The following is an 18,237-nucleotide window of genomic DNA, read 5'->3' as shown; positions in this document are numbered from 1 at the left end:
CATTTCCGCGAATCATAGTCAAGAGTCTTGGCATCGATATTTCTTCGGTGAGCGATTTTCTTTTGCCTTTTTGAAGGTGAGAGACATGAATAGCGACATTGTAGCGACGCCTTTCGGGCGGCGGGGGTTATCCCTTGGCCGTTTGGCAAGTCAGTTCGCATCGAAAACGGTTGACCCCAACAGGTCTATCGACAAATGGAAGATGTTTCGCGCGACTTGCGAAGCACGACCTCTGCTGGGCGTAAGCGATAGATCGCTGGCGGTCCTGAACGCTCTGATCAGCTTTTATCCAAAGGCAGAGCTGTCGGAAGAAAATGGCTTAGTCGTCTTTCCGTCCAACCAGCAACTTTCCCTGCGCGCCCACGGCATGCCAGAGCAAACGTTGCGGCGTCATCTCGCGGCCCTGGTCGATGCAGGTCTTATTCTGCGCAAGGATAGCCCCAACGGAAAGCGTTATGCGCGCAAAGATCGAAGCGGCGGTATCAGCGATGCCTTCGGTTTTTCACTCGCGCCACTGATCACCCGTGCAGATGAAATCCAAGCAATTGCAAGACAAGTCGTTGACGACAGGCTTGAACTTCAGCGCCTGCGGGAAAAAATTAGCCTATGCCGACGTGACATCATCAAGTTCGCCGAAATCGCACTCGAAGAAAATGCAGACGGTGACTGGTCAAAGTTTCAAACGCGCTATTTCACGCTCAAATCATCCTTGGATCGCAAATCGAAAGCGCCGCATCTGACGCTCGTACTCGAAGATTTGACGATTTTGCGCAATGAGATGGCTAACCGACTGGAAAAACACATAGAAATTCAAAAAATAAGCGCCAATGCCTATCAAAATGAGCGGCTTATACAGAGTTCAGAATCCGAATCTATTTTTGAAACGGTGCATGTGGATAAGTCTGCGGGAAAAACTGAAAACACTCAGCCTGTGGAAAGGAAGCTGGCTTTTGAAAAACTGGATGAAGCTAACCGCACAGAGACCAAATCTGTCCAAAGACAGGAAGGCTTCGATCTGCAGACCGTGATCAATGCATGCCCGGAAATATCGCTCTATGGCCCGAATGGCGCTGTCAGAAGCTGGCAGGAGATGCAGCATGCCGGTAAAGTGGTCAGAAACATGCTGTCGATCAGCCAGTCGGCCTATGATGACGCGGAAAGAGCCATGGGCGTACATGCAGCAACAGCAATCATAGCGTGTATATTAGAAAAATCAGCAACCATTCAATCCCCGGGCGGTTATCTGCGAACGCTGACGGAAAAAGCGCTATCCCGCCAATTCTCAATCAAACCCATGCTCATGGCGTTGTTACGGACACAATTATCATCAAAGTTTGAACCAAGTTTGCAGTAGCGAAACTGGATGAGTGCCCCATTCCGTGAAGTCAGTAATAATGTTGACTCGCTACTGAAAGATTTTTATGTCGACTGAAATAGAGATGATAAGGAAGAACCAATGATCGCTGCCGGACTGGCCGTAGACCTGCACCAGATAGAACCAAGCCGCACCAAGCGCCTGAAGGCCGCGACACGGGCTGCTCACGAGGCTCTGGACGGTTTCATCATGGCTGCGAAACCCTTCGAAAGCCGTGAAAATTTCGGCAAGTTCGTCCAGACGCAGTACCTCTTTCACAGTGATCTTGATGCTTTGTTCTCGAACGAAACGCTGGATGGGCTTCTGCCGGACTTGAAAGGCCGCAGGCGTCTTGCTTTCATCGTGCAGGACTTGAACGACTTGAGCATTTCGACACCGGAAACACAGTCCACGCGGTTCAACATCAATGACGCGGATTTCGACCTGCCAGAGGCTTTAGGATGGCTCTATGTCATCGAAGGATCGAACCTCGGTGCTGCTTTTCTGTTGAAGGATGCTGCAAAGCTCGGGCTCGACGAAACCTTTGGCGCACGCCATCTGGCAGGGGCACCGGAAGGGCGTGGTCTGCACTGGCGCACCTTTGTTGCAGCGCTTGACGCAATTGAACTCACCGCAGAAGAAGAAGACCGTGCCATTGCCGGTGCCGAGGCCGCATTCCGCGCGGTTCACGAGCATGCCAAGCGGATGATGATCTGACGACCCCGGGATGGTTGAAAACCACGGGTAAGCTCATGCTTGCCCTCAGCACAGGTTGAGCTACTATGGCCCGGTGGCGGGGAGGCCACTCATAGGAGGTTCAATGACGTATCGACTTATTACACGGCGCACTGCCATGGCTCTTGCAGCGTCTGCAGTCTCACTTTTCTCGGTGGGCACTGTGGCTCACGCGCAGGGTTTTCCAGACCGGGCAATAACGCTCGTTGTTCCTTTCGCTGCGGGCGGTTCGACCGATGTGGTTGCCCGCGTCATCGCGCAGAAAATGGGGGATGATCTGGGCCAGCAGGTCATCGTTGAAAATATCGCCGGGGCAGGCGGCAATCTCGGTGCCGACAGAGTTGCCAGAGCCGAGCCTGACGGATACACGGTACTGATGGGCACTGTCGCAACGCATGCGCTCAACCCTCTCATCCTCAAAACCAAACCGTATGATCCCGAAAAAGACTTCGCGCCGATCTCGCTGCTGGTCGTCGTTCCCAATGTACTGGTGGTCAATCCGCAGCTTCCTGTGAACACGGTTGCCGAACTGGTCGCGCTGCTGAAGGCTGAGCCGGACAAATATGCTTATGCCTCCTCCGGTAACGGCACCCCGCTTCACCTGTCGGGTGAGCTGTTCAAGAGCATGACAGGCGTTTCCATGCAGCACGTTCCCTACAAAGGGTCCGGTCCCGCGCTGAACGATCTGCTTGGAAACCAGGTTTCCATCATGTTCGACAATCTCCCGTCGTCATCGGGACACATCAAATCCGGTACCTTGCGTGCGCTGGGCGTGACCACGGCGGAAAGAGCATCGTCCTTCCCTGACGTACCGACTATTGCCGAAACCGTGCCCGGCTATGAGACCTACACTTGGAACGCACTGTTTGCGCCTACCGGCACACCAACCGAAGCCATAGACCGGCTGAATGCGGCTGCGAAAAAAGCACTCGCAGATCCCGGCGTCGCGGCTCGCATGGCCGATTTCAGTGCTCAGATTGTCGCATCGACACCGGAAGAATTGAAGACGCATGTCTCGGAAGAAATCGCCAAGTGGGGACCGGTCGTCAAGGACGCAAACGTTCAGATGGACTGACGCTGCGTCGAAGATAGGCGTAGCGCCAAGGTCATGAAGATGATCGGCCCGGTTTTCCGGGCTGGTCTGCATGCTGTTCCATATGCGACAGTCTGCCCCAGTCCCCAGATGGCGGTTAATGCACAATCCGAGTAATGTCCCGAATAGCGTGCTCCCAGTCTGGATGGGCTGCAACGGCATGAGTGCTTGCCTTTTTACGGTTTCCCTGCCAGCTTGCAGGCCATAGTGGCGCTTTGGTGGGCATGGAAATGCGGCAAGACGATCTTGATATGGTGATCGGCCTTGTTGCCCTGTCTGATCGGAAAGCATTCGCTTCGCTCTACACGCGAACGAGCCCGAAACTTTTCTCCATATGCCTTCGTATACTTAAAGACCGCACGGACGCCGATGAAGCGTTGCAGGAGGTCTATGTGAAGATATGGCAGCGTGCACGACAGTTTTCCGCCGCGACGGGCACAGCCGAGGTATGGATGGCAGCAATTGCACGCAACACAGCCATCGACATGATCAGGGCGCGCAAACCCGTTGCCAGCGAACTGAGCGACGGGCCGGAACTGGTCGAAACTGCGCCCAACCCGGAGCAGACGCTGCTGCGCAAGGATACGGGCCGGGGAATTGACCTCTGTCTTGGCGAGTTGGAGGACAACAAAGCAAAGGCCGTTCGGCAGGCCTATCTGGAGGGCATGACCTATCAGGAGCTTGCCGAGAGTTATGACGTACCCTTGAATACGATGCGAACGTGGTTGAGGCGCAGCCTCATCAAGCTGAAAGAGTGCATGGAGCGATGACAGAACCTGACGACAGCAATGGAGACATTCACCGGGACGATATCATCGTTGCCGAGTATGTGCTTGGCGTGCTGTCCCTCAGCGACCGCCAGCAGGTGGAAAGACGCATGCGTTCCGATGAGGCATTCGCTCAGCAGGTCCACCAGTGGGAAGCACGGTTTTCAAGTCTGAATGACGACTATCAGCCTGTTTCGCCGAATGCTTCGACCTATACAGCCATTGAGGCCCGCCTGTTTGGACAGACCGGCGCGGCTGCAGGGGGTCTCATGCCATCCCTGTGGGGGTCGCTTCTATTCTGGCGCGGGCTCAGCGCGCTGACGACGGCCTGTGCAATCATCGTGGCTGTCTCCTTCGTAACATTACCCCAGCAATCGCGTATTTCCTATATGGCAGAGCTTTCATCCCCCGACGCTCCCATGGCGCTGATGGTGTCCTATGATGCGGGCTCCGGGCGGATGGCGCTGACGCCGATGGCGGCTGGCGAGACGTCGCAAAAGTCTCTGGAGCTGTGGATGGTCAAACCGGATGGCACGCCGCATTCATTGGGCGTTTTCGATCCGAAAAGCGATGCGGAGATGATCATTCCCGCGGATATGCGGGACCAGATGCGCGATGGTGTAACACTGGCCGTCAGCCTTGAGCCCTATGGTGGATCTCCCACGGGCAAGCCGACGGGACCCATCCTTGGCAGTGGAACGACGCGCCAGCTTTAAAAAAAACGTCAAGGCTGAAACTTTGGCTGAACATCATCCGTAGCTTCTCATGTACCGGATACGTCACTTGCAAAAACGCTCGTGACGATTGGCGGAACCAGAGGAGATAACGCCATGATGAAGTCCAGCCTGCGCATGATAGCGCTTGCCGCAGCCGTTTCAACCGTCGCATTTGCAGCACAAGCCAAGAACCCGATGGTCGGCGGCGCTGCCATGTATGAAAACAAGAACATCGTTGAAAACGCCGTCAACTCCAAGGATCACACGACGCTGGTCGCCGCCGTCAAGGCCGCCGGTCTGGTCGAGACACTGGAGGGCAAGGGCCCGTTCACGGTGTTTGCACCCACCAACGAAGCCTTCGCTGCCTTGCCAAAGGGCACCGTCGAGACATTGCTGAAGCCTGAAAACAAGGCCAAGCTGACCAAAATCCTCACCTGTCACGTTGTTGCTGCTGACGCCATGTCGAAGGCCATCGAAAAGATGATCAAGGATGATGGCGGCACCCACGACGTGAAAACCGTTGGTGGCTGCATTCTGAAGGCCAAGGAAAGCATGAACAAGATCACATTGACCGACGAAAACGGCACCGTGGCGCATGTCACCATCGCCGATGTGAAGCAATCGAATGGCGTCATCCACGTCATCGACAAGGTTCTGCTGCCTAAGATGTAGAACCGATGGCACACGGCACCCTGCGTTCCCCCAAACGCATGGTGCCGTGTTGCAACACTAAAATGCCAGCCAGTTTACTCGGCTGTTGCCTGAATATCAACCTTGTCCAGAAGAAGCAGCGGATCGTTGGACGCTGCGACGAGGTCAAGCAGACCCAGACCATTAGGGCCGTTGGATTTGACAGTGACCGTGAGCGTTCCCGGTGTGCTGATGAAGCGCAACAGTGCATCGACCGCACTGCGCAGCTTTGGTTGTTCGGCTGCGAGTTGTTGCAGCGTTACATTCACCACCAACGCCATCAAGCCCCGCACTTCATCTTCGGTGACCTCGTTTTGCAGGGCATAAAGCTTGATCGCCTTGGCCATCATGCCTTCGTCCTTGATCGTGAATGTCATTTCGCGACCGGCAAGGCCGAAGAGTGCGGCCTGAGCGCGGCCCGTGTCGAAGGCGAAGAATTCTTCCGTGAAGCCGCTGATCAGACCTGAGACATTGATGCTGCCGAAATCCTTGCCGCTCAGCGAGATCTGCCGGATCACCAGATTGTTGTTCGGCTGGTCCCAGCCACTAGAAAGCGCATAGGACATTGTGAAGGATTCAAGACCCAGCTTGCGCGCCTCGACGAAAGCTTCGTCCGTCGAATCCGCCGGGATGGGAACCGTGAGATCGTCCTGCTTGATCTCGATATCGGTGGGGATACCGTTGAAGGGCTTCGTCAGTCCCATCTCGAAATTCTTCAGCGCGAACTTGACCCGCTCAGGCGCGCCGGGGGGCTCTTCTCCAGCCGTTTCAGGCGCGATGAAATCGACGTTGATGCCGGCGACGCGGACCTTGCCCAGCTCCGGTATAAGTCGATTGAAGGGGAAGTTCTGGATTTGTGTTTCATCGAGCCCGACGATTTGGGTCAGACTCTCCAGTGTAGAACCCCAGTCGAAGCCCTTGAGACTGGCCTCGGCGACTTCGATCTTGTCGTCGCCACTACCAAAGGACATGCCGTGAAGGCCGAAGTCGAGCTTGCGGTTATCCATCTGCATCTCGAGACGATCAACGGACGCCTTGATCCGCTTTCCGGTGGACCCGGCGCTTGTATCCGGTCCTTCCGCCTTGAGGCCCAGCAACTGAATGTTGCTCTTGCCAATCATGTCAGCGAGAGAGACGGCCTTGGCAACCAGTGCCTGGCGCTCCTGCGGTGACAGTTCATCCGGCTTTTTGGTTGTCGTCAGTTCCTTCAATGTGTCCAGAAGCGGCTCTGCTGGCATGCGGGCGGTAAAACCATCGCTGCGGATCTCGTCGTAGCTGAATTGGCTGTCGCCTTCCTTGAAAGAAATGTTCTTGATGGACAGAGGGCCGTAGAGGGGCTTCGGTTCCTTGTCGTCAGGACCAGCTTTTTCCGTGTAGAGGCGAGCGAGATAAGCGAGATCGAAGTCCTGACCTGTAATGGCACCTGTAGAAACGACTACGTGCTTTTCCGCCATGGCACCGTTGGCATCCGGCAGGCTCATCTTGATGTCGTAGCTGCCGGTTTCGCTGGAATAGCGGGCGATGCGGCCATCTGCGATGTCGGAAAACGCAACATCTTTGTAGATGGTTTTCTGCTCGGTCGTCGCGATGGACTGCGTGAGGGTGACGTCAGGCGTCGAAATTCGGCTCGCGGAAAAGCCTTCGATGCGTCTGGGCAGGGAATGGGCGTTCGCCTCGCCGGATGCTGGTGCAATTTTCTCGAAGGCGGCGTTTTCGACGCGTGCATGGGGCATCGAGATTTTGCCGGTCGGCACATCGATATCGATGTTGCTCAACTCCAGTGCGCCATCCAGAAAGGGAAGCTTTGGACGACCGTCAACGGCGGCAATGCGGATGTTTTTGCCATCTTGAAGCGGGAGTGTCAGATCACGAATATGAACCTGGCCGAGAAAATCGACCTCTACGGAACCGGTCGTTGCGCCGCTGCGAGCGACCAGTTCGTTGACCTTCGACTGGTAGAAGGCTTTGGCCCCCACGATACCTCCGGCTGCAATCGCCAGAATCGCGACCGTTGCCCACAAAGCCTTGGATCGGCCCTTGCCGTTTTGGGTATTTGCCTGTTCCACGAAGTTGGTCCTATTCGACGCTGATTGAGACTTCGCCTCTTTTAGGCATGCTAAAGTTGCTGCGCAAGTGGCCGCTGCCGGAAGGGTTGGTAATTGTTCGAGGGGGTTATCCCACCTACGCCAGCCACCTAAATCACCAGCGTCAAGGAGAACAACCAGCCACGGCTTTGGCTGGTTGTTGTCTCTTTTACAGCGCTGGATCAGGCATCACGCCTCAAGCCAGCGAACCTGTTCGGGCGTCAGCTTGATGTCGAGCGCGGAAAGGCTGTCTTCCAGCTCGGCGATGGTGCGCGGACCGATCAGCGGCAGCACAGGGAAGGGCTGGGCAATGACGTAGGCAAGCGCGATATGGATCGGGTTTCGGCCAAGCTGTTTTGCGAGCTCGATTGCCCTGTCGCGACGCTCAAAATTGCGCTCCGAATACCAGACGCGCACGATCTCCTCATCGTCACGCTTGTCGCGGCCTGCCCGGTCGGTGAAGAAGCCGCGCCCCTGACTGGACCATGCGAAGTTTGGTATCTGCCGCTCCCTAGCCCACTCCTTCCAGGGTTCGTCGGAGGCTGCTACGCATCCCGCCCAGATCGGGTCCAGCATCTCGGCCAGCGAGAAATTGTTGGAAAGTGCGGCAGGCGCTGTCTTGCCTGCCTTCTGCGCATAGGCGATTGCCTCGTCCATGCGCTGCCGCGTCCAGTTGGAGCCGCCGAAAATGCCCCTGATCCGACCGCGTTTGACCTCGGCATCCATGGCATCCACGAACTCGCCAACCGGCACGTCCGTATTGTCGCGGTGCATGAAGTAGACATCGACGTAATCGGTCTTCAGCCTTTCGAGCGACTGATCCAGTTGTTTGGCAATGATATCAGGGTAGCAAAGCGGTGAGTGCGCGCCCTTGCCGATCAGCACGATATCCTCTCGCGGCACGTTGCGGCTCGTATGCCAGTCGCCAAAGATGGCTTCCGTCTTGCCACCGCCATAAACGAATGCCGTGTCAAAGAGATTGCCGCCCGCGTCGTAATATGTGTCGAGGGTAAGCGATGCGGCAGCGAAATTCGGGAAGAATTCGAAGCCGAGCGCAACGACGGAAGCCGGTTTTGACAGGCCTGGTATCTGCCGCTTCGGCACTGAATTTCCGGGAACGACCTTGCCACCGGCGATGTTGAGGACCCGCTTGGCCGAGGTTTCCACGCCATATTCCAGACCGACCGATGCACGCCACTGGTCCATGACCCTGAGATTGCCGAGACTGTCGGCCCAACTCATACCGGGATGGGCGAATTCCGAGGCGTTGTTGCGGATGGTCTCTCCGGCAGCATCCACCTCGAATGAATAGAGCCAACGATCTTCCTTGACTTCGATCGTCTGGTGCTCGCCCTTGCCTTTGAAGACTTCGATTTTGCCGACGCCGCCCTTGTGGCCGGATGCGAACCAGAAGTCCTGAACCTCGATCCGCCCTTCGGAGCCGATAATGCGCAGGACGTTGTCCTGATTGGCCATGATGGAGCAGGACACTTCCGCAATGATCTCATTTGGAAACTTCAGGACGGCGGAAGCCCACTCATCGACGCCGGATTGTCCGAGATGGGCAACGCCCGCCACTTTGATCGGCTCAAGGAAGGGCTGACCGGCAGCTGCACCGGCGATCAGCCGAGCCATGGAGACCGGATAACCGCCGACATCGAGAATGCCGCCGCCTGCGCTGTCATTGGCGAACAGGCGGTGGTCGGCCCGGAAACTTCCCATGTTGAAGCCGAAGCTGGAGCGAATGATCCTGACATCACCAATCGTGCCGCTTTTGACCAACTCCACAATTTTCGCGGTCTGCGGATGCAGCCGGTACATATAGGCTTCACCAGCAAAAACACCTGCCTTCTTCGCTTCGTGGAAGATCGCCTCGGCATCATAGGCCGTCAGCGCGATGGGCTTTTCCACCAGCACATGCTTGCCCGCCCGTATCGCCTTGATGGCCCATTCCGCGTGGCTGGTATGGGGCGTGGCGATATAGACGGCATCGATTTCGGGATCGGAAAGCAGGGCGTCATAGCCATTGATGATGCGCGCACCGGGAAAACCATCACCAAGGCCTGGACGATCCGGGTTTCGTGACGCAATCGCCACGAGTTTTCCTGTTTTGGAATGGGCAATCCCCTCGGCAAAGGTTTTCGCGATTGTGCCGGGTCCGATAATGCCCCAGCGGACGGTTTGAAAGTCGGGCATGATATTCCTCATTTACGTGGGTCTTGGGATGCGGTGTTTTCAGCGGAGGCGCTTGCCATCGCTGTCGAAGAGAAAGGTTTTTTCGGCAGATATTGACACGGTCAGCCGGTCGAGCTTGCCGACATGGCGGGACTCGGGCCGCTCGATGATCAGGGGAAGGTCATGAGCCAGATGCGCGTAGACGTAGCTGGTATTGCCCAGATGTTCTGCGACATCGACCTCGACGGTGAGATCGGCGGCACCATCGCCCGTATTCTTGAAATGCTCCGGGCGGATACCGAGGGTTACGGGCGCTCCTTCGCCGGGTCGTGCGGTGATCGGCAGCGTCAGCGATACGGATGGTGCATGGTCCAGATTGACCGTCACGCCCTGCGCGCTTTCTGTTACGATCCTGCCCGGCAGAAAATTCATCTTCGGCGAGCCGACGAAGCCTGCCACGAAGCTGTTTTCCGGGTCGTCGTAAAGATCGAGCGGCGCGCCGATCTGCTCGATATTGCCCTTTCGAAGGACCACGATCTTGTCGGCAAGCGTCATTGCTTCGGTCTGGTCATGGGTCACATAGATCATCGTCGTCCCCAACTGCTTGTGCAGCTTGGAAATTTCCACCCGCATCTGAACGCGCAATTCGGCATCGAGGTTGGACAACGGCTCATCGAACAGAAAGACCTGCGGCTGGCGCACGATGGCGCGACCGATGGCAACCCGCTGCCTTTGCCCGCCCGAAAGCTGCTTTGGCCTGCGCTTCATCAACTCGTTGATCTGCAATATCTCGGCGGCACGGCTGACCCGGCCATCGGTGTCCGCCTTCGGATTTCCGTTCATCCTGAGACCGAATGACAGATTTTCCTCGACGGTCATGTGCGGATAGAGCGCGTAGGACTGAAAGACCATGGCGATGCCGCGGTCAGCCGGTTCGGCATCGTTGACCACGGTGCCGCCTATGCTGATGTCTCCGCTGGATATGTCCTCGAGACCGGCAATCATTCTGAGCAAGGTGGACTTGCCGCAGCCCGAGGGGCCGACGAAGACGACGAATTCGCCGTCCTTGATATCGAGATTGGCGCCATGGATGATCTCGAGAGCACCGTAACGTTTGACGACATTTTTGAGTGAAAGTCCCGCCATGCGGCTCCTCCCGGATTACTTGACGGCGCCGGCGGAAATGCCGGCGATGAAGTGGCGCTGCAAGACCACGAAGATGATGAGAATGGGTGCTGTGAGCAACATAGCGCCCGCCATGATCCCGCCCCAGGAGACCTTGGTCAGCCCGATCAGCGTGCCAAGCGCTACCGGTGCCGTCATCATGCCCGGGCGAGAATTGATGAGCAGCGGCCAGAGGTAGTTGTTCCATGAGGCGAGAAACAGAATGATGGACAGCGCCGCCATGGTGGGTCGGGCAAGCGGTAGGGCGATGCGAAGGAAGATTTGCCACTCCTTGACACCTTCCACCCGTGCAGCATCGAAGAGCTCGCCCGGCATCATCGAGAAGGATTGCCGCATGAAGAGCACGCCAAGCGAATTGAACAGCGGCGGTACGATGAGCGCGACCCAGCTATTGGCCATCTTGAACTCGCGCGCGATCATGATGAACTGCGGAATGACGACGACCGCATAGGGCAAGGTGATCGTCCCTAAAATGATCGCGACGACGACCGAGCGCCCGGCGAAGCGATAGCGGGCGAGGGCCCATCCAGCCATCGACGTCAGCATGACCGAGAGAAAGGTGTAGATGACAGCGACCGTGATCGAGATGAACATGGCCCTCAGAAAATCGGTGTCAGCCTGGAGGTTGCGGAAGTTCTCCACGAAATGGGTTGATGGCATGAGTTCGATGTTGGGGCTGAAAATGCCGTTATCCGGCATGGTGGAGAAGACGAACATCATCCACAGCGGAAACAACCAGATCAGCGCAAGCGGCGTCAATGCCGCATGCAGGGCGATCTTTTGCCAGAGAAGCGATCTTGATTTCGATTTCATGTCCGTTCCCTCCCGAACCAGAGATTGAACAGCGATATGAAGATGGCCAGCGCCGCGATTGTATAGGCGATTGCAGAGGCATAGCCGAAGTTGAGTGAGGTGAAGCCCTGGCGATAAAGGAAGATGCCGAGTGTTTCTGTTCCACCGCCCGGACCGCCTCTGTTGGTGATGAGGAACGGCTCGGTGAAGAGCTGCATGGTGCCGATCACGGACAGCACAATGCAAAAGACGATGATGGGTTTGAGAAGCGGCAGTGTGATGTGGAAGAACTGCTGGCGCTTGCTGACCCGGTCCAGCCTCGCGGCCTCATAGACATCGCCGGGAATGGATTGCAGACCGGCGAGGATGATGATGGCGTTGTATCCTGCCCAGCGCCACGTGACCGCGATGATGATCAGCGCCATGGCAGCGGTGGCATTGTCGAACCATGCTATGGGCGAAAGGCCGACCGTCACGAGTATTTTGTTGATGATGCCGAAATCGGCGCTGAACATCAGCCGGAAGACGGCGGCATAGGCCACTTCTCCAACCACGACAGGCGCGAAGAAGGCGAAACGATAAAGCGGACGCGCCTTCAGCAGCGGCGAGTTGAGAAGAACGGCCATTACTGTCGCAAGTGCGATCATCACCGGCACCTGGATGACCAGAATGATCAGCGTGTTGTAGAGCGCGTTGTAAAATGCGGGATCACCGACCAGGCGACCCCAGTTCATGGTCGGCGCAAAGCGCCACGGATTGATGCGCGTGTTCTGGAAGGACAAGAGAAACGAATTGATGATCGGCCAGAGCCAGAACGTGGTGAAGATCAAAAGATAGGGCGCCAGAAACGCGTAGGCGACCTTGGTCCTTAGCGGCATCTCAACCTCCCTGAGCATGATGATGAAATTTTACCGAACCTTCCGGGCGCCCCATCGAAGGGCGCCCGGCTCTGGTTCAGGCTTGGGAGATTATTGCGCGGTCGTCAGGCCTGTGGCCGCTTCGATCTGCTTTGCAGCATCGTCGAGTGCGGTCTTTGCATCCGGGAAGCCACCCGCCAGATACTTGGTCTGCGTTGCGTGGTAGATGCCTTCGGCATCCGACTGGAAGGCCGTGCCACGGCTTGGAACGATCTTCGGCAGGGTCGCGAGAATATCGGCCCAGACAGCTTGTCCGCCCCAATAGGGTTGCGGTTCCTTGACGAAAGGATCGTTCACAGCAGACAGCAGAGATGGAACGAGGCCGAAGGATTTCAGCATTTTCACCTGCCCCTCGCCCGTCGTCAGGGCGTAATCGACGAATTTCCAGGCGGCTTCTTTGTTTTCCGAAACAGAGCTGATGGCCAGCGACGAACCGCCCAGGTTTGCGGCATGCGGTCCATCCGCCGTTAGGCTCGGCATAGGATAGACACCCCATTTGCCGGACAGGTCAGGCGAGTTCGACCGGATGGAGCCCTCATACCAGCCGCCATACATCTGGCTGGCAACCTTGCCTGCCGTGTTGGCCTGGATTTTCTCGTCCCAGATGGCCGCCGTTATGATACCGGCATCTTTCATCTGCTTCAGCTTTTCCAGCGTGGCAACGCAGGCGGGCTGGTTGATGGTGATATTCTGGCCGTCTGTCGAAAAGTAACCGCAGCCCTGCTCATTGGCCATCATGCGAAACCATTCGCTGTCGCCGTTGAAATCAGCCTGGGTCATTACCGTGCCGGGGTTGGCTTCCATGACCTTCTTGCCAGCAGCGATGAAGTCATCCCATGTCTTGATGGTTGCCGGGTCTACACCGGCTTTTTCGTAGAAATCCCGACGGTAGAACACGGCGACCGGACCGGAATCCCATGGCACGGCATAGGCCACACCATCGACTTCGAGTTCGGCGCGTTTGAATTCAGGGAAAAGCGCCTGCTTTTCAGGCGTGTAACCCAGCGCGGTCACATCCGTGAAGCAATCTGGAAAACGGCTCCAGAAGACTTCGGCCTCGAAATTTTCAACCGTCACGATATCGGGCAGGCCCTCCCCGCCAGCCGCGCATGCAGCGATTGCCTTGTCGTAGACCTGATTGTTTCCAAGATCCTGCACATCGATCTTGATGTCCGGGTTCGTCTTGTTGAAGTCTTCGGCCACAGCGCGCAACGATGACGCGGCGACATCCCAGCTCCAGATTCGAATTGTCGTCGATTGTGCGGCAGCCGGTGCAGCTGCGAGCAGGGCGAGCGATACCGCCGCGCCCGTGATTTTATAGCACATTGAAAACCTCCCTTTTTTCAATTGCCGTTCTTTAGCGAACATGTGCAGATTAGCGTCGTGACGAAATCTGTCTCGTAAAATGGGAACGTGAAATTGTCGAAAAGTAAGATCGAGGAAAGAGCTTTCTATCAGCCGGGCGCGAGCAGCATCGAAGGGTGGCCGACAACGCTGCAGTTTTTCTATGCGCATCCGCCTATTATGCTGATGCCGCACTGGCATGCGCAGGTGGAGATCAACTATGTCATGTCCGGCAGCGTGCACTACCGCATGGGCGATCACAGTTTCAGCATGGGTGCCGGGCAGATGTGTCTGTTCTGGGGTGGTCAACCCCATCAGATGGACGTGTCGTCGGAGGATTCCTTTTACGCCGGAGCCCATCTACCGCTCTTCCACTTCTTCCGCATGCGTCTTCCCGCCGCCGTATCTGCGATGCTGATGGGTGGAGCGACCATGCTGACGCACAACACCGGAAAGGCCGATGACGAGAATTTTGCGAGATGGCAGCGCTACGTCAAATCAGGCGATGCCGCAAAGGCGCAGAATGCTGTCGAGGAGTTGATGCTGCGGGTGGAGCGCATGTTTCTTGAGCCCTACAGCGTCATCTCGCCGACCACGGGCGATCATCAGGCGAATGGTCACGAAAGTTCTGCCTCTGGCGCCGTCGTTAGGATGTGCGACTACATCGCCGCCAATTTTCTCGAAGATATCGACGCAACCGATATTGCCCGGGCCGCCAATCTTCATCCCAAATATGCGATGAATGTCTTTCGAAAATCCACCGGCATGACGTTGATCAAGTACCTGACGTTGCTGCGCCTTTCGCGCGCGCAAGCCATGCTGGTCAGCGGCAAGGACAACATTCTCAGCATCGCCATGGAAAGCGGCTTCGGCTCCGTCAGCGCGTTCAACAAGGCGTTTCGCCAGATCGCAGGCATGCCGCCCTCCGGGTTCAGGCGCGGTTCGAGCGGATTTTTCCAGTGAGGGGGCATCGCTCGACGTCAGGCAGCTATCCCGTCTATAAGGCCGAACGGATTGCTGGTTCTGTCTGCATTCTGGGAGAGTCGCCTGTTTGGGACCCATCCAGCTCCACTGTCACATGGCTGGATAACGCGTGCTCTCGGGTGCACCAGTTCAATCTCCCGACAGGCCAGGTGAAAGCATTTCAACTTCCCCTCAAACCCGGTGCTCTCGCCCTGATATCAGGCGGTCGTTTCATTGCCTCGACCGATAAAGGCTTTGCAAGAATAACGATCGATCAGGATAACGCCGAGGTCGCATTCGGGATCGGCCCGCAACTGTCGTCGGGGTGGCGCATGAATGACGGCGCCTGCGACCGGCAGGGGCGGTTCTGGTCGGGCTCGATGGCGCCCGATACGTCTGCTCCAGATGGTTTAGGCACGCTGTTCAGCATCGATGAAGAGGGCAGGGTGGTCGAGCGGGGCGGACGCTACCGAACGCAAAACGGCCTCGCCTGGAGTTTGGATGGACGAATTATGTATGTTTCGGACTCCTATCCCAGCAACCCGCACGTCATGGCCTATGACTTTGATGGAGACAGCGGCGACCTGTCGAATGGCAGGCTGTTTGCTGACCAAAGCCTGCTGGGCGGAAGACCGGACGGAGCTGCCGTGGATGCAGACGGCTGCTACTGGATCGCAGCCTCGGATTCTGGAAAGGTCTTGCGCCTGACACCGGACGGCAAGGTCGATGCCGCCATCGAGGTGGACGCACCGAACCCGACGAACCTGTGCTTTATCGGACCCGATCTCGACACCGTGTTCATCACGACCCTCAAGCAGGGCGGCACGGGGCCGGGAGGGGAGACATATATGGCAAGAATACCGCATCGCGGCGCGCCGGAACCCATCTTTTCAGACGCTTCTCTGGCAGCATTTCCTCATACCAGCCCCAGCTTTCGCTTGGCTGACAGTGTCTGTGCCGATCCGAATTTAGCGGCGTCTTGATAAGGACCTCGGCGCAGCCTTTTTGTCCATCAGATGCCAAGATAGCGGTCCTGAACGTCGGCGGACAGATCAGAACTCGCGCCCTTCCAGACGGTGCGCCCGTTTTCGATGATGACGCAACGGTCGGCAACCGGCAGGAGCTCTGAGAGTGTCTTGTCCACCACGAGAATGGAAAGGCCTTCAGCTTTGAGCTTGCGGATGGCGCGCCAGATATCCTGACGAATGACGGGGGCGAGACCTTCCGTCGCTTCATCGAGAATGAGAAGACGTGGGTTGGTCATAAGCGCGCGGCCAATCGCTAGCATTTGCTGCTCGCCGCCTGACAATGACTTGGCCATCTGGTCGCTGCGTTCTTCCAGACGCGGAAAAAGTGCGTTGACCTTCTCCAGCGTCCAGGGTCCGGTTCTCGCGGCTGCCACGAGATTTTCGTGGACGGAGAGGTTTGGGAAACACCGCCGACCCTCGGGCACCAGCCCGACGCCCAGCCGTGCCACCTTGTAGGGTGCCAGCCGCTGCGTAGACTTGCCGCCGAAAACGATATGGCCTGTTTTGGGTGGCATGAGATTGCAGATCGACTTGATCGTCGTCGATTTCCCCATGCCGTTGCGGCCCATCAGGGCCACGACCTCGCCTTCGTCCATGGTCAATTCCACGCCAAACAATGCCTGGCTGGCACCGTAGTAGGTGGTGATATCCTTGATATCCAAGAGCATCAGGCGTGGTCTCCCAGATAGGCGGTGCGCACGGTCGGGTCGTTGCGGATTTCGTCTACGGTGCCGGTAGCGATGACCTTGCCATAGACGAGAACGGAAATCCGGTCGGCGAGTGCAAAGACAGCATCCATGTCATGTTCGACCAGCAGGATCGGCGCCTCATGCCGCAAGGTTTCGAGAAAGCCGGTCAGTTTTTTCGAGCCCTCCGGCCCCATCCCGGCCATCGGCTCGTCGAGCAGAAAGGCTTTCGATTGGAGCGCCAGCGCCATGGCGATTTCCAGCTGCCGCCGTTCCCCATGGGAAAGCTCGGCGGTTGGCAGACGCGCGCGGTCGGCAAGCCCCACACGCTCCAGAATGGCCATTGCGGGATCGACAAGCGTCTTGTCTTTCATCACCGGTTTGAAGAAGCGGAAACTGGTTCCCTGTTTGGCCTGCACCGCCAGCATGACGTTGCGGAGCGCAGAAAACTCAGGTGCCAGCGAGGACACCTGAAAGGTGCGTCCCAGACCGCGCCGCGCCCGCTCTGCCGTGTCGAGGTGACTTATGTCTTCACCGGCAAAATGGATGGTGCCGATGTCCTGTCGCAAGGTTCCGCAAATCTGATGGATGAGCGTGGATTTGCCAGCACCATTCGGGCCGATCAGAGCGTGGATTTCACCGGGCCGCAGGTCGAGCGTCACGCCATCGGTGGCGCGCAGGGCGCCGAAACTCTTGACGAGATTGTCTATCTGGAGAACAGCGTCAGCCATGTCTTGCCTTTCCAGCCAGCAGGCCCAGCAATCCACCGCGAGCAAACAGAACCACGCCGAGAAGAATGAGGCCGAGGAAAAACTGCCAGCGCTCTGTCAGGCCACCCAATGCGAATTCAAAGGCCACGAAAAGTGCCGCTCCTGCAACGGGACCGAACAGACGGCCCGTGCCACCCAGAATGATCAGCACGATCAGTTCGCCCGACATGTGCCATGACAGCATGGAGGGGCTGACGAAGCGGTTGAGATCGGCATAGAGCGCACCGGCCAGCGCCGTGATCATGGCGGAGATGACGAAGCCGACCAGACGGATGCGATAGGGATGAATGCCGACAGTTGCTACCCGCGTCTCGTTTTGTCTTGCTGCTTGCAAGGCCGCCCCGAAACGGGACGCGCGGATGAGTGCAAAGAAACCAATGCCCGCCATCAGCACGATATAGCTGACAAGAAAGAAGCTCAGCGGCTTCATGGAGTTGATGCCGGGAAACTGATTGCGCACAAGAATGGACAGACCATCCTCGCCACCATAGGCGGGCCAGGAAATCGCGAAATAATAGACCATCTGCGCAAAGGCGAGCGTGATCATGATGAAGTAGACACCTGACGTGCGCAGGCTGATCAACCCGATTAGCAATGCCACCAGACCCGCCGCGCAGACAGCGACGATCCAGATGACAGGCATCTGCACCGTGCCGGGCAAACCGAACAGCATCGGGTCGCCGGAGAAGCCGTGGCTGGCGAGAATACCGGCTGCATATCCACCGATGCCGAAAAACGCGGCATGGCCGAAGGAGACGAGACCGCCAAGCCCCAAGGCAAGATTGAGACCAAGCGCTGCCAGCGCCAGAATGGCGATGCGGGTTGCAAGCGTGATATAAAAGGGTTGGCCCAAAGCGTTGGCGGCGAGCGGTGCCGCCAACAAAGCGATGGCAAGGACGAGATTGACTGTATTTTCGCGGGTCAGCAACATCATCGAG

General features: G+C 57.2%; 17 protein-coding genes. 8 read left to right on the top strand and 9 right to left on the bottom strand.

The genetic code is table 11. The features are described from left to right. Nucleotides 1-85: 85 nt before the first annotated feature. From repC to HRR99_RS19260, 6 genes are all read left to right on the top strand, one after another. Nucleotides 86-1,354, top strand: coding sequence for a plasmid replication protein RepC (repC, locus tag HRR99_RS19285; protein WP_233124462.1), 1,269 nt, complete (start codon nt 86-88; stop codon nt 1,352-1,354). Between the two features lie 102 nt (nt 1,355-1,456). After that, nucleotides 1,457-2,071: a biliverdin-producing heme oxygenase gene (locus HRR99_RS19280; protein WP_233124461.1), complete on the top strand. Its 615-nt coding sequence runs from the start codon at nt 1,457-1,459 to the stop codon at nt 2,069-2,071. Nucleotides 2,072-2,174: 103 nt separating this feature from the next. Beyond that, on the top strand, nt 2,175-3,164 hold the full coding sequence (locus tag HRR99_RS19275; protein WP_233124460.1) for a Bug family tripartite tricarboxylate transporter substrate binding protein: 990 nt from the start codon (nt 2,175-2,177) through the stop codon (nt 3,162-3,164). A 248-nt stretch (nt 3,165-3,412) separates the two neighbouring features. After that, entirely contained in the window at nt 3,413-3,952 is a 540-nt protein-coding gene (locus tag HRR99_RS19270; protein ID WP_233124459.1) for a sigma-70 family RNA polymerase sigma factor, read from the top strand. Beyond that, nucleotides 3,949-4,665 carry an anti-sigma factor gene (locus tag HRR99_RS19265; RefSeq protein WP_233124458.1) on the top strand — a complete coding sequence of 239 codons (717 nt, stop codon included), beginning with the start codon at nt 3,949-3,951 and terminating at the stop codon, nt 4,663-4,665. Before HRR99_RS19270 ends, HRR99_RS19265 begins: the two co-directional genes overlap by 4 nt. 114 nt (nt 4,666-4,779) lie before the next feature. Next, a complete protein-coding gene (locus tag HRR99_RS19260; RefSeq protein WP_111838729.1) occupies nt 4,780-5,337 on the top strand; it encodes a fasciclin domain-containing protein in 558 nt (185 codons plus the stop codon). A gap of 74 nt (nt 5,338-5,411) precedes the next feature. Here the strand turns inward: HRR99_RS19260 and HRR99_RS19255 are convergent, their stop codons facing one another. The 6 genes from HRR99_RS19255 to HRR99_RS19230 all read right to left on the bottom strand — a co-directional run bounded on the left by HRR99_RS19255 (nt 5,412) and on the right by HRR99_RS19230 (nt 13,834). Next, nucleotides 5,412-7,421, bottom strand: coding sequence for a hypothetical protein (locus HRR99_RS19255; protein ID WP_233124457.1), 2,010 nt, complete (start codon nt 7,419-7,421; stop codon nt 5,412-5,414). A gap of 207 nt (nt 7,422-7,628) precedes the next feature. Continuing rightward, nucleotides 7,629-9,635: an aldo/keto reductase gene (locus HRR99_RS19250; protein ID WP_233124456.1), complete on the bottom strand. Its 2,007-nt coding sequence runs from the start codon at nt 9,633-9,635 to the stop codon at nt 7,629-7,631. A gap of 39 nt (nt 9,636-9,674) precedes the next feature. Continuing rightward, complete coding sequence (locus tag HRR99_RS19245) at nt 9,675-10,760, bottom strand: ABC transporter ATP-binding protein (protein ID WP_233124455.1); 1,086 nt, start codon at nt 10,758-10,760, stop codon at nt 9,675-9,677. A 15-nt stretch (nt 10,761-10,775) separates the two neighbouring features. Beyond that, a complete protein-coding gene (locus HRR99_RS19240) occupies nt 10,776-11,612 on the bottom strand; it encodes a carbohydrate ABC transporter permease (protein WP_233124454.1) in 837 nt (278 codons plus the stop codon). Then, nucleotides 11,609-12,469 carry a carbohydrate ABC transporter permease gene (locus tag HRR99_RS19235; protein ID WP_233124453.1) on the bottom strand — a complete coding sequence of 287 codons (861 nt, stop codon included), beginning with the start codon at nt 12,467-12,469 and terminating at the stop codon, nt 11,609-11,611. The genes HRR99_RS19240 and HRR99_RS19235 overlap by 4 nt, the downstream gene beginning before the upstream one ends. A 90-nt stretch (nt 12,470-12,559) precedes the next feature. After that, nucleotides 12,560-13,834, bottom strand: a complete 1,275-nt coding sequence (locus HRR99_RS19230) for an ABC transporter substrate-binding protein (RefSeq protein ID WP_233124452.1) — start codon at nt 13,832-13,834, stop codon at nt 12,560-12,562. A gap of 87 nt (nt 13,835-13,921) precedes the next feature. On the opposite strand from HRR99_RS19230, the gene HRR99_RS19225 reads away from it, so the two are divergent. Continuing rightward, the gene (locus HRR99_RS19225) at nt 13,922-14,815 is read left to right on the top strand and encodes a helix-turn-helix domain-containing protein (RefSeq protein ID WP_233124451.1); all 894 of its coding nucleotides are present in this window, start codon (nt 13,922-13,924) and stop codon (nt 14,813-14,815) included. Then, complete coding sequence (locus HRR99_RS19220; RefSeq protein WP_233124450.1) at nt 14,812-15,798, top strand: SMP-30/gluconolactonase/LRE family protein; 987 nt, start codon at nt 14,812-14,814, stop codon at nt 15,796-15,798. The genes HRR99_RS19225 and HRR99_RS19220 overlap by 4 nt, the downstream gene beginning before the upstream one ends. 29 nt (nt 15,799-15,827) lie before the next feature. On the opposite strand, the gene HRR99_RS19215 is transcribed toward HRR99_RS19220, so the two are convergent. The 3 genes from HRR99_RS19215 to HRR99_RS19205 are packed head-to-tail and all read right to left on the bottom strand — an operon-like array spanning nt 15,828 to nt 18,233. Beyond that, a complete protein-coding gene (locus tag HRR99_RS19215) occupies nt 15,828-16,511 on the bottom strand; it encodes an ABC transporter ATP-binding protein (protein WP_422387349.1) in 684 nt (227 codons plus the stop codon). Continuing rightward, complete coding sequence (locus HRR99_RS19210; RefSeq protein ID WP_233124449.1) at nt 16,511-17,260, bottom strand: ABC transporter ATP-binding protein; 750 nt, start codon at nt 17,258-17,260, stop codon at nt 16,511-16,513. Before HRR99_RS19210 ends, HRR99_RS19215 begins: the two co-directional genes overlap by 1 nt. Next, nucleotides 17,253-18,233, bottom strand: coding sequence for a branched-chain amino acid ABC transporter permease (locus tag HRR99_RS19205; RefSeq protein ID WP_422387348.1), 981 nt, complete (start codon nt 18,231-18,233; stop codon nt 17,253-17,255). Before HRR99_RS19205 ends, HRR99_RS19210 begins: the two co-directional genes overlap by 8 nt. Between the last annotated feature and the right edge of the window lie 4 nt (nt 18,234-18,237).

The organism is Agrobacterium vaccinii (assembly GCF_021310995.1).
GTDB lineage: Bacteria > Pseudomonadota > Alphaproteobacteria > Rhizobiales > Rhizobiaceae > Agrobacterium > Agrobacterium vaccinii.
Note: the sequence above shows the minus strand (reverse complement) of the source record. Positions and strands in the feature narration are given on the sequence as shown.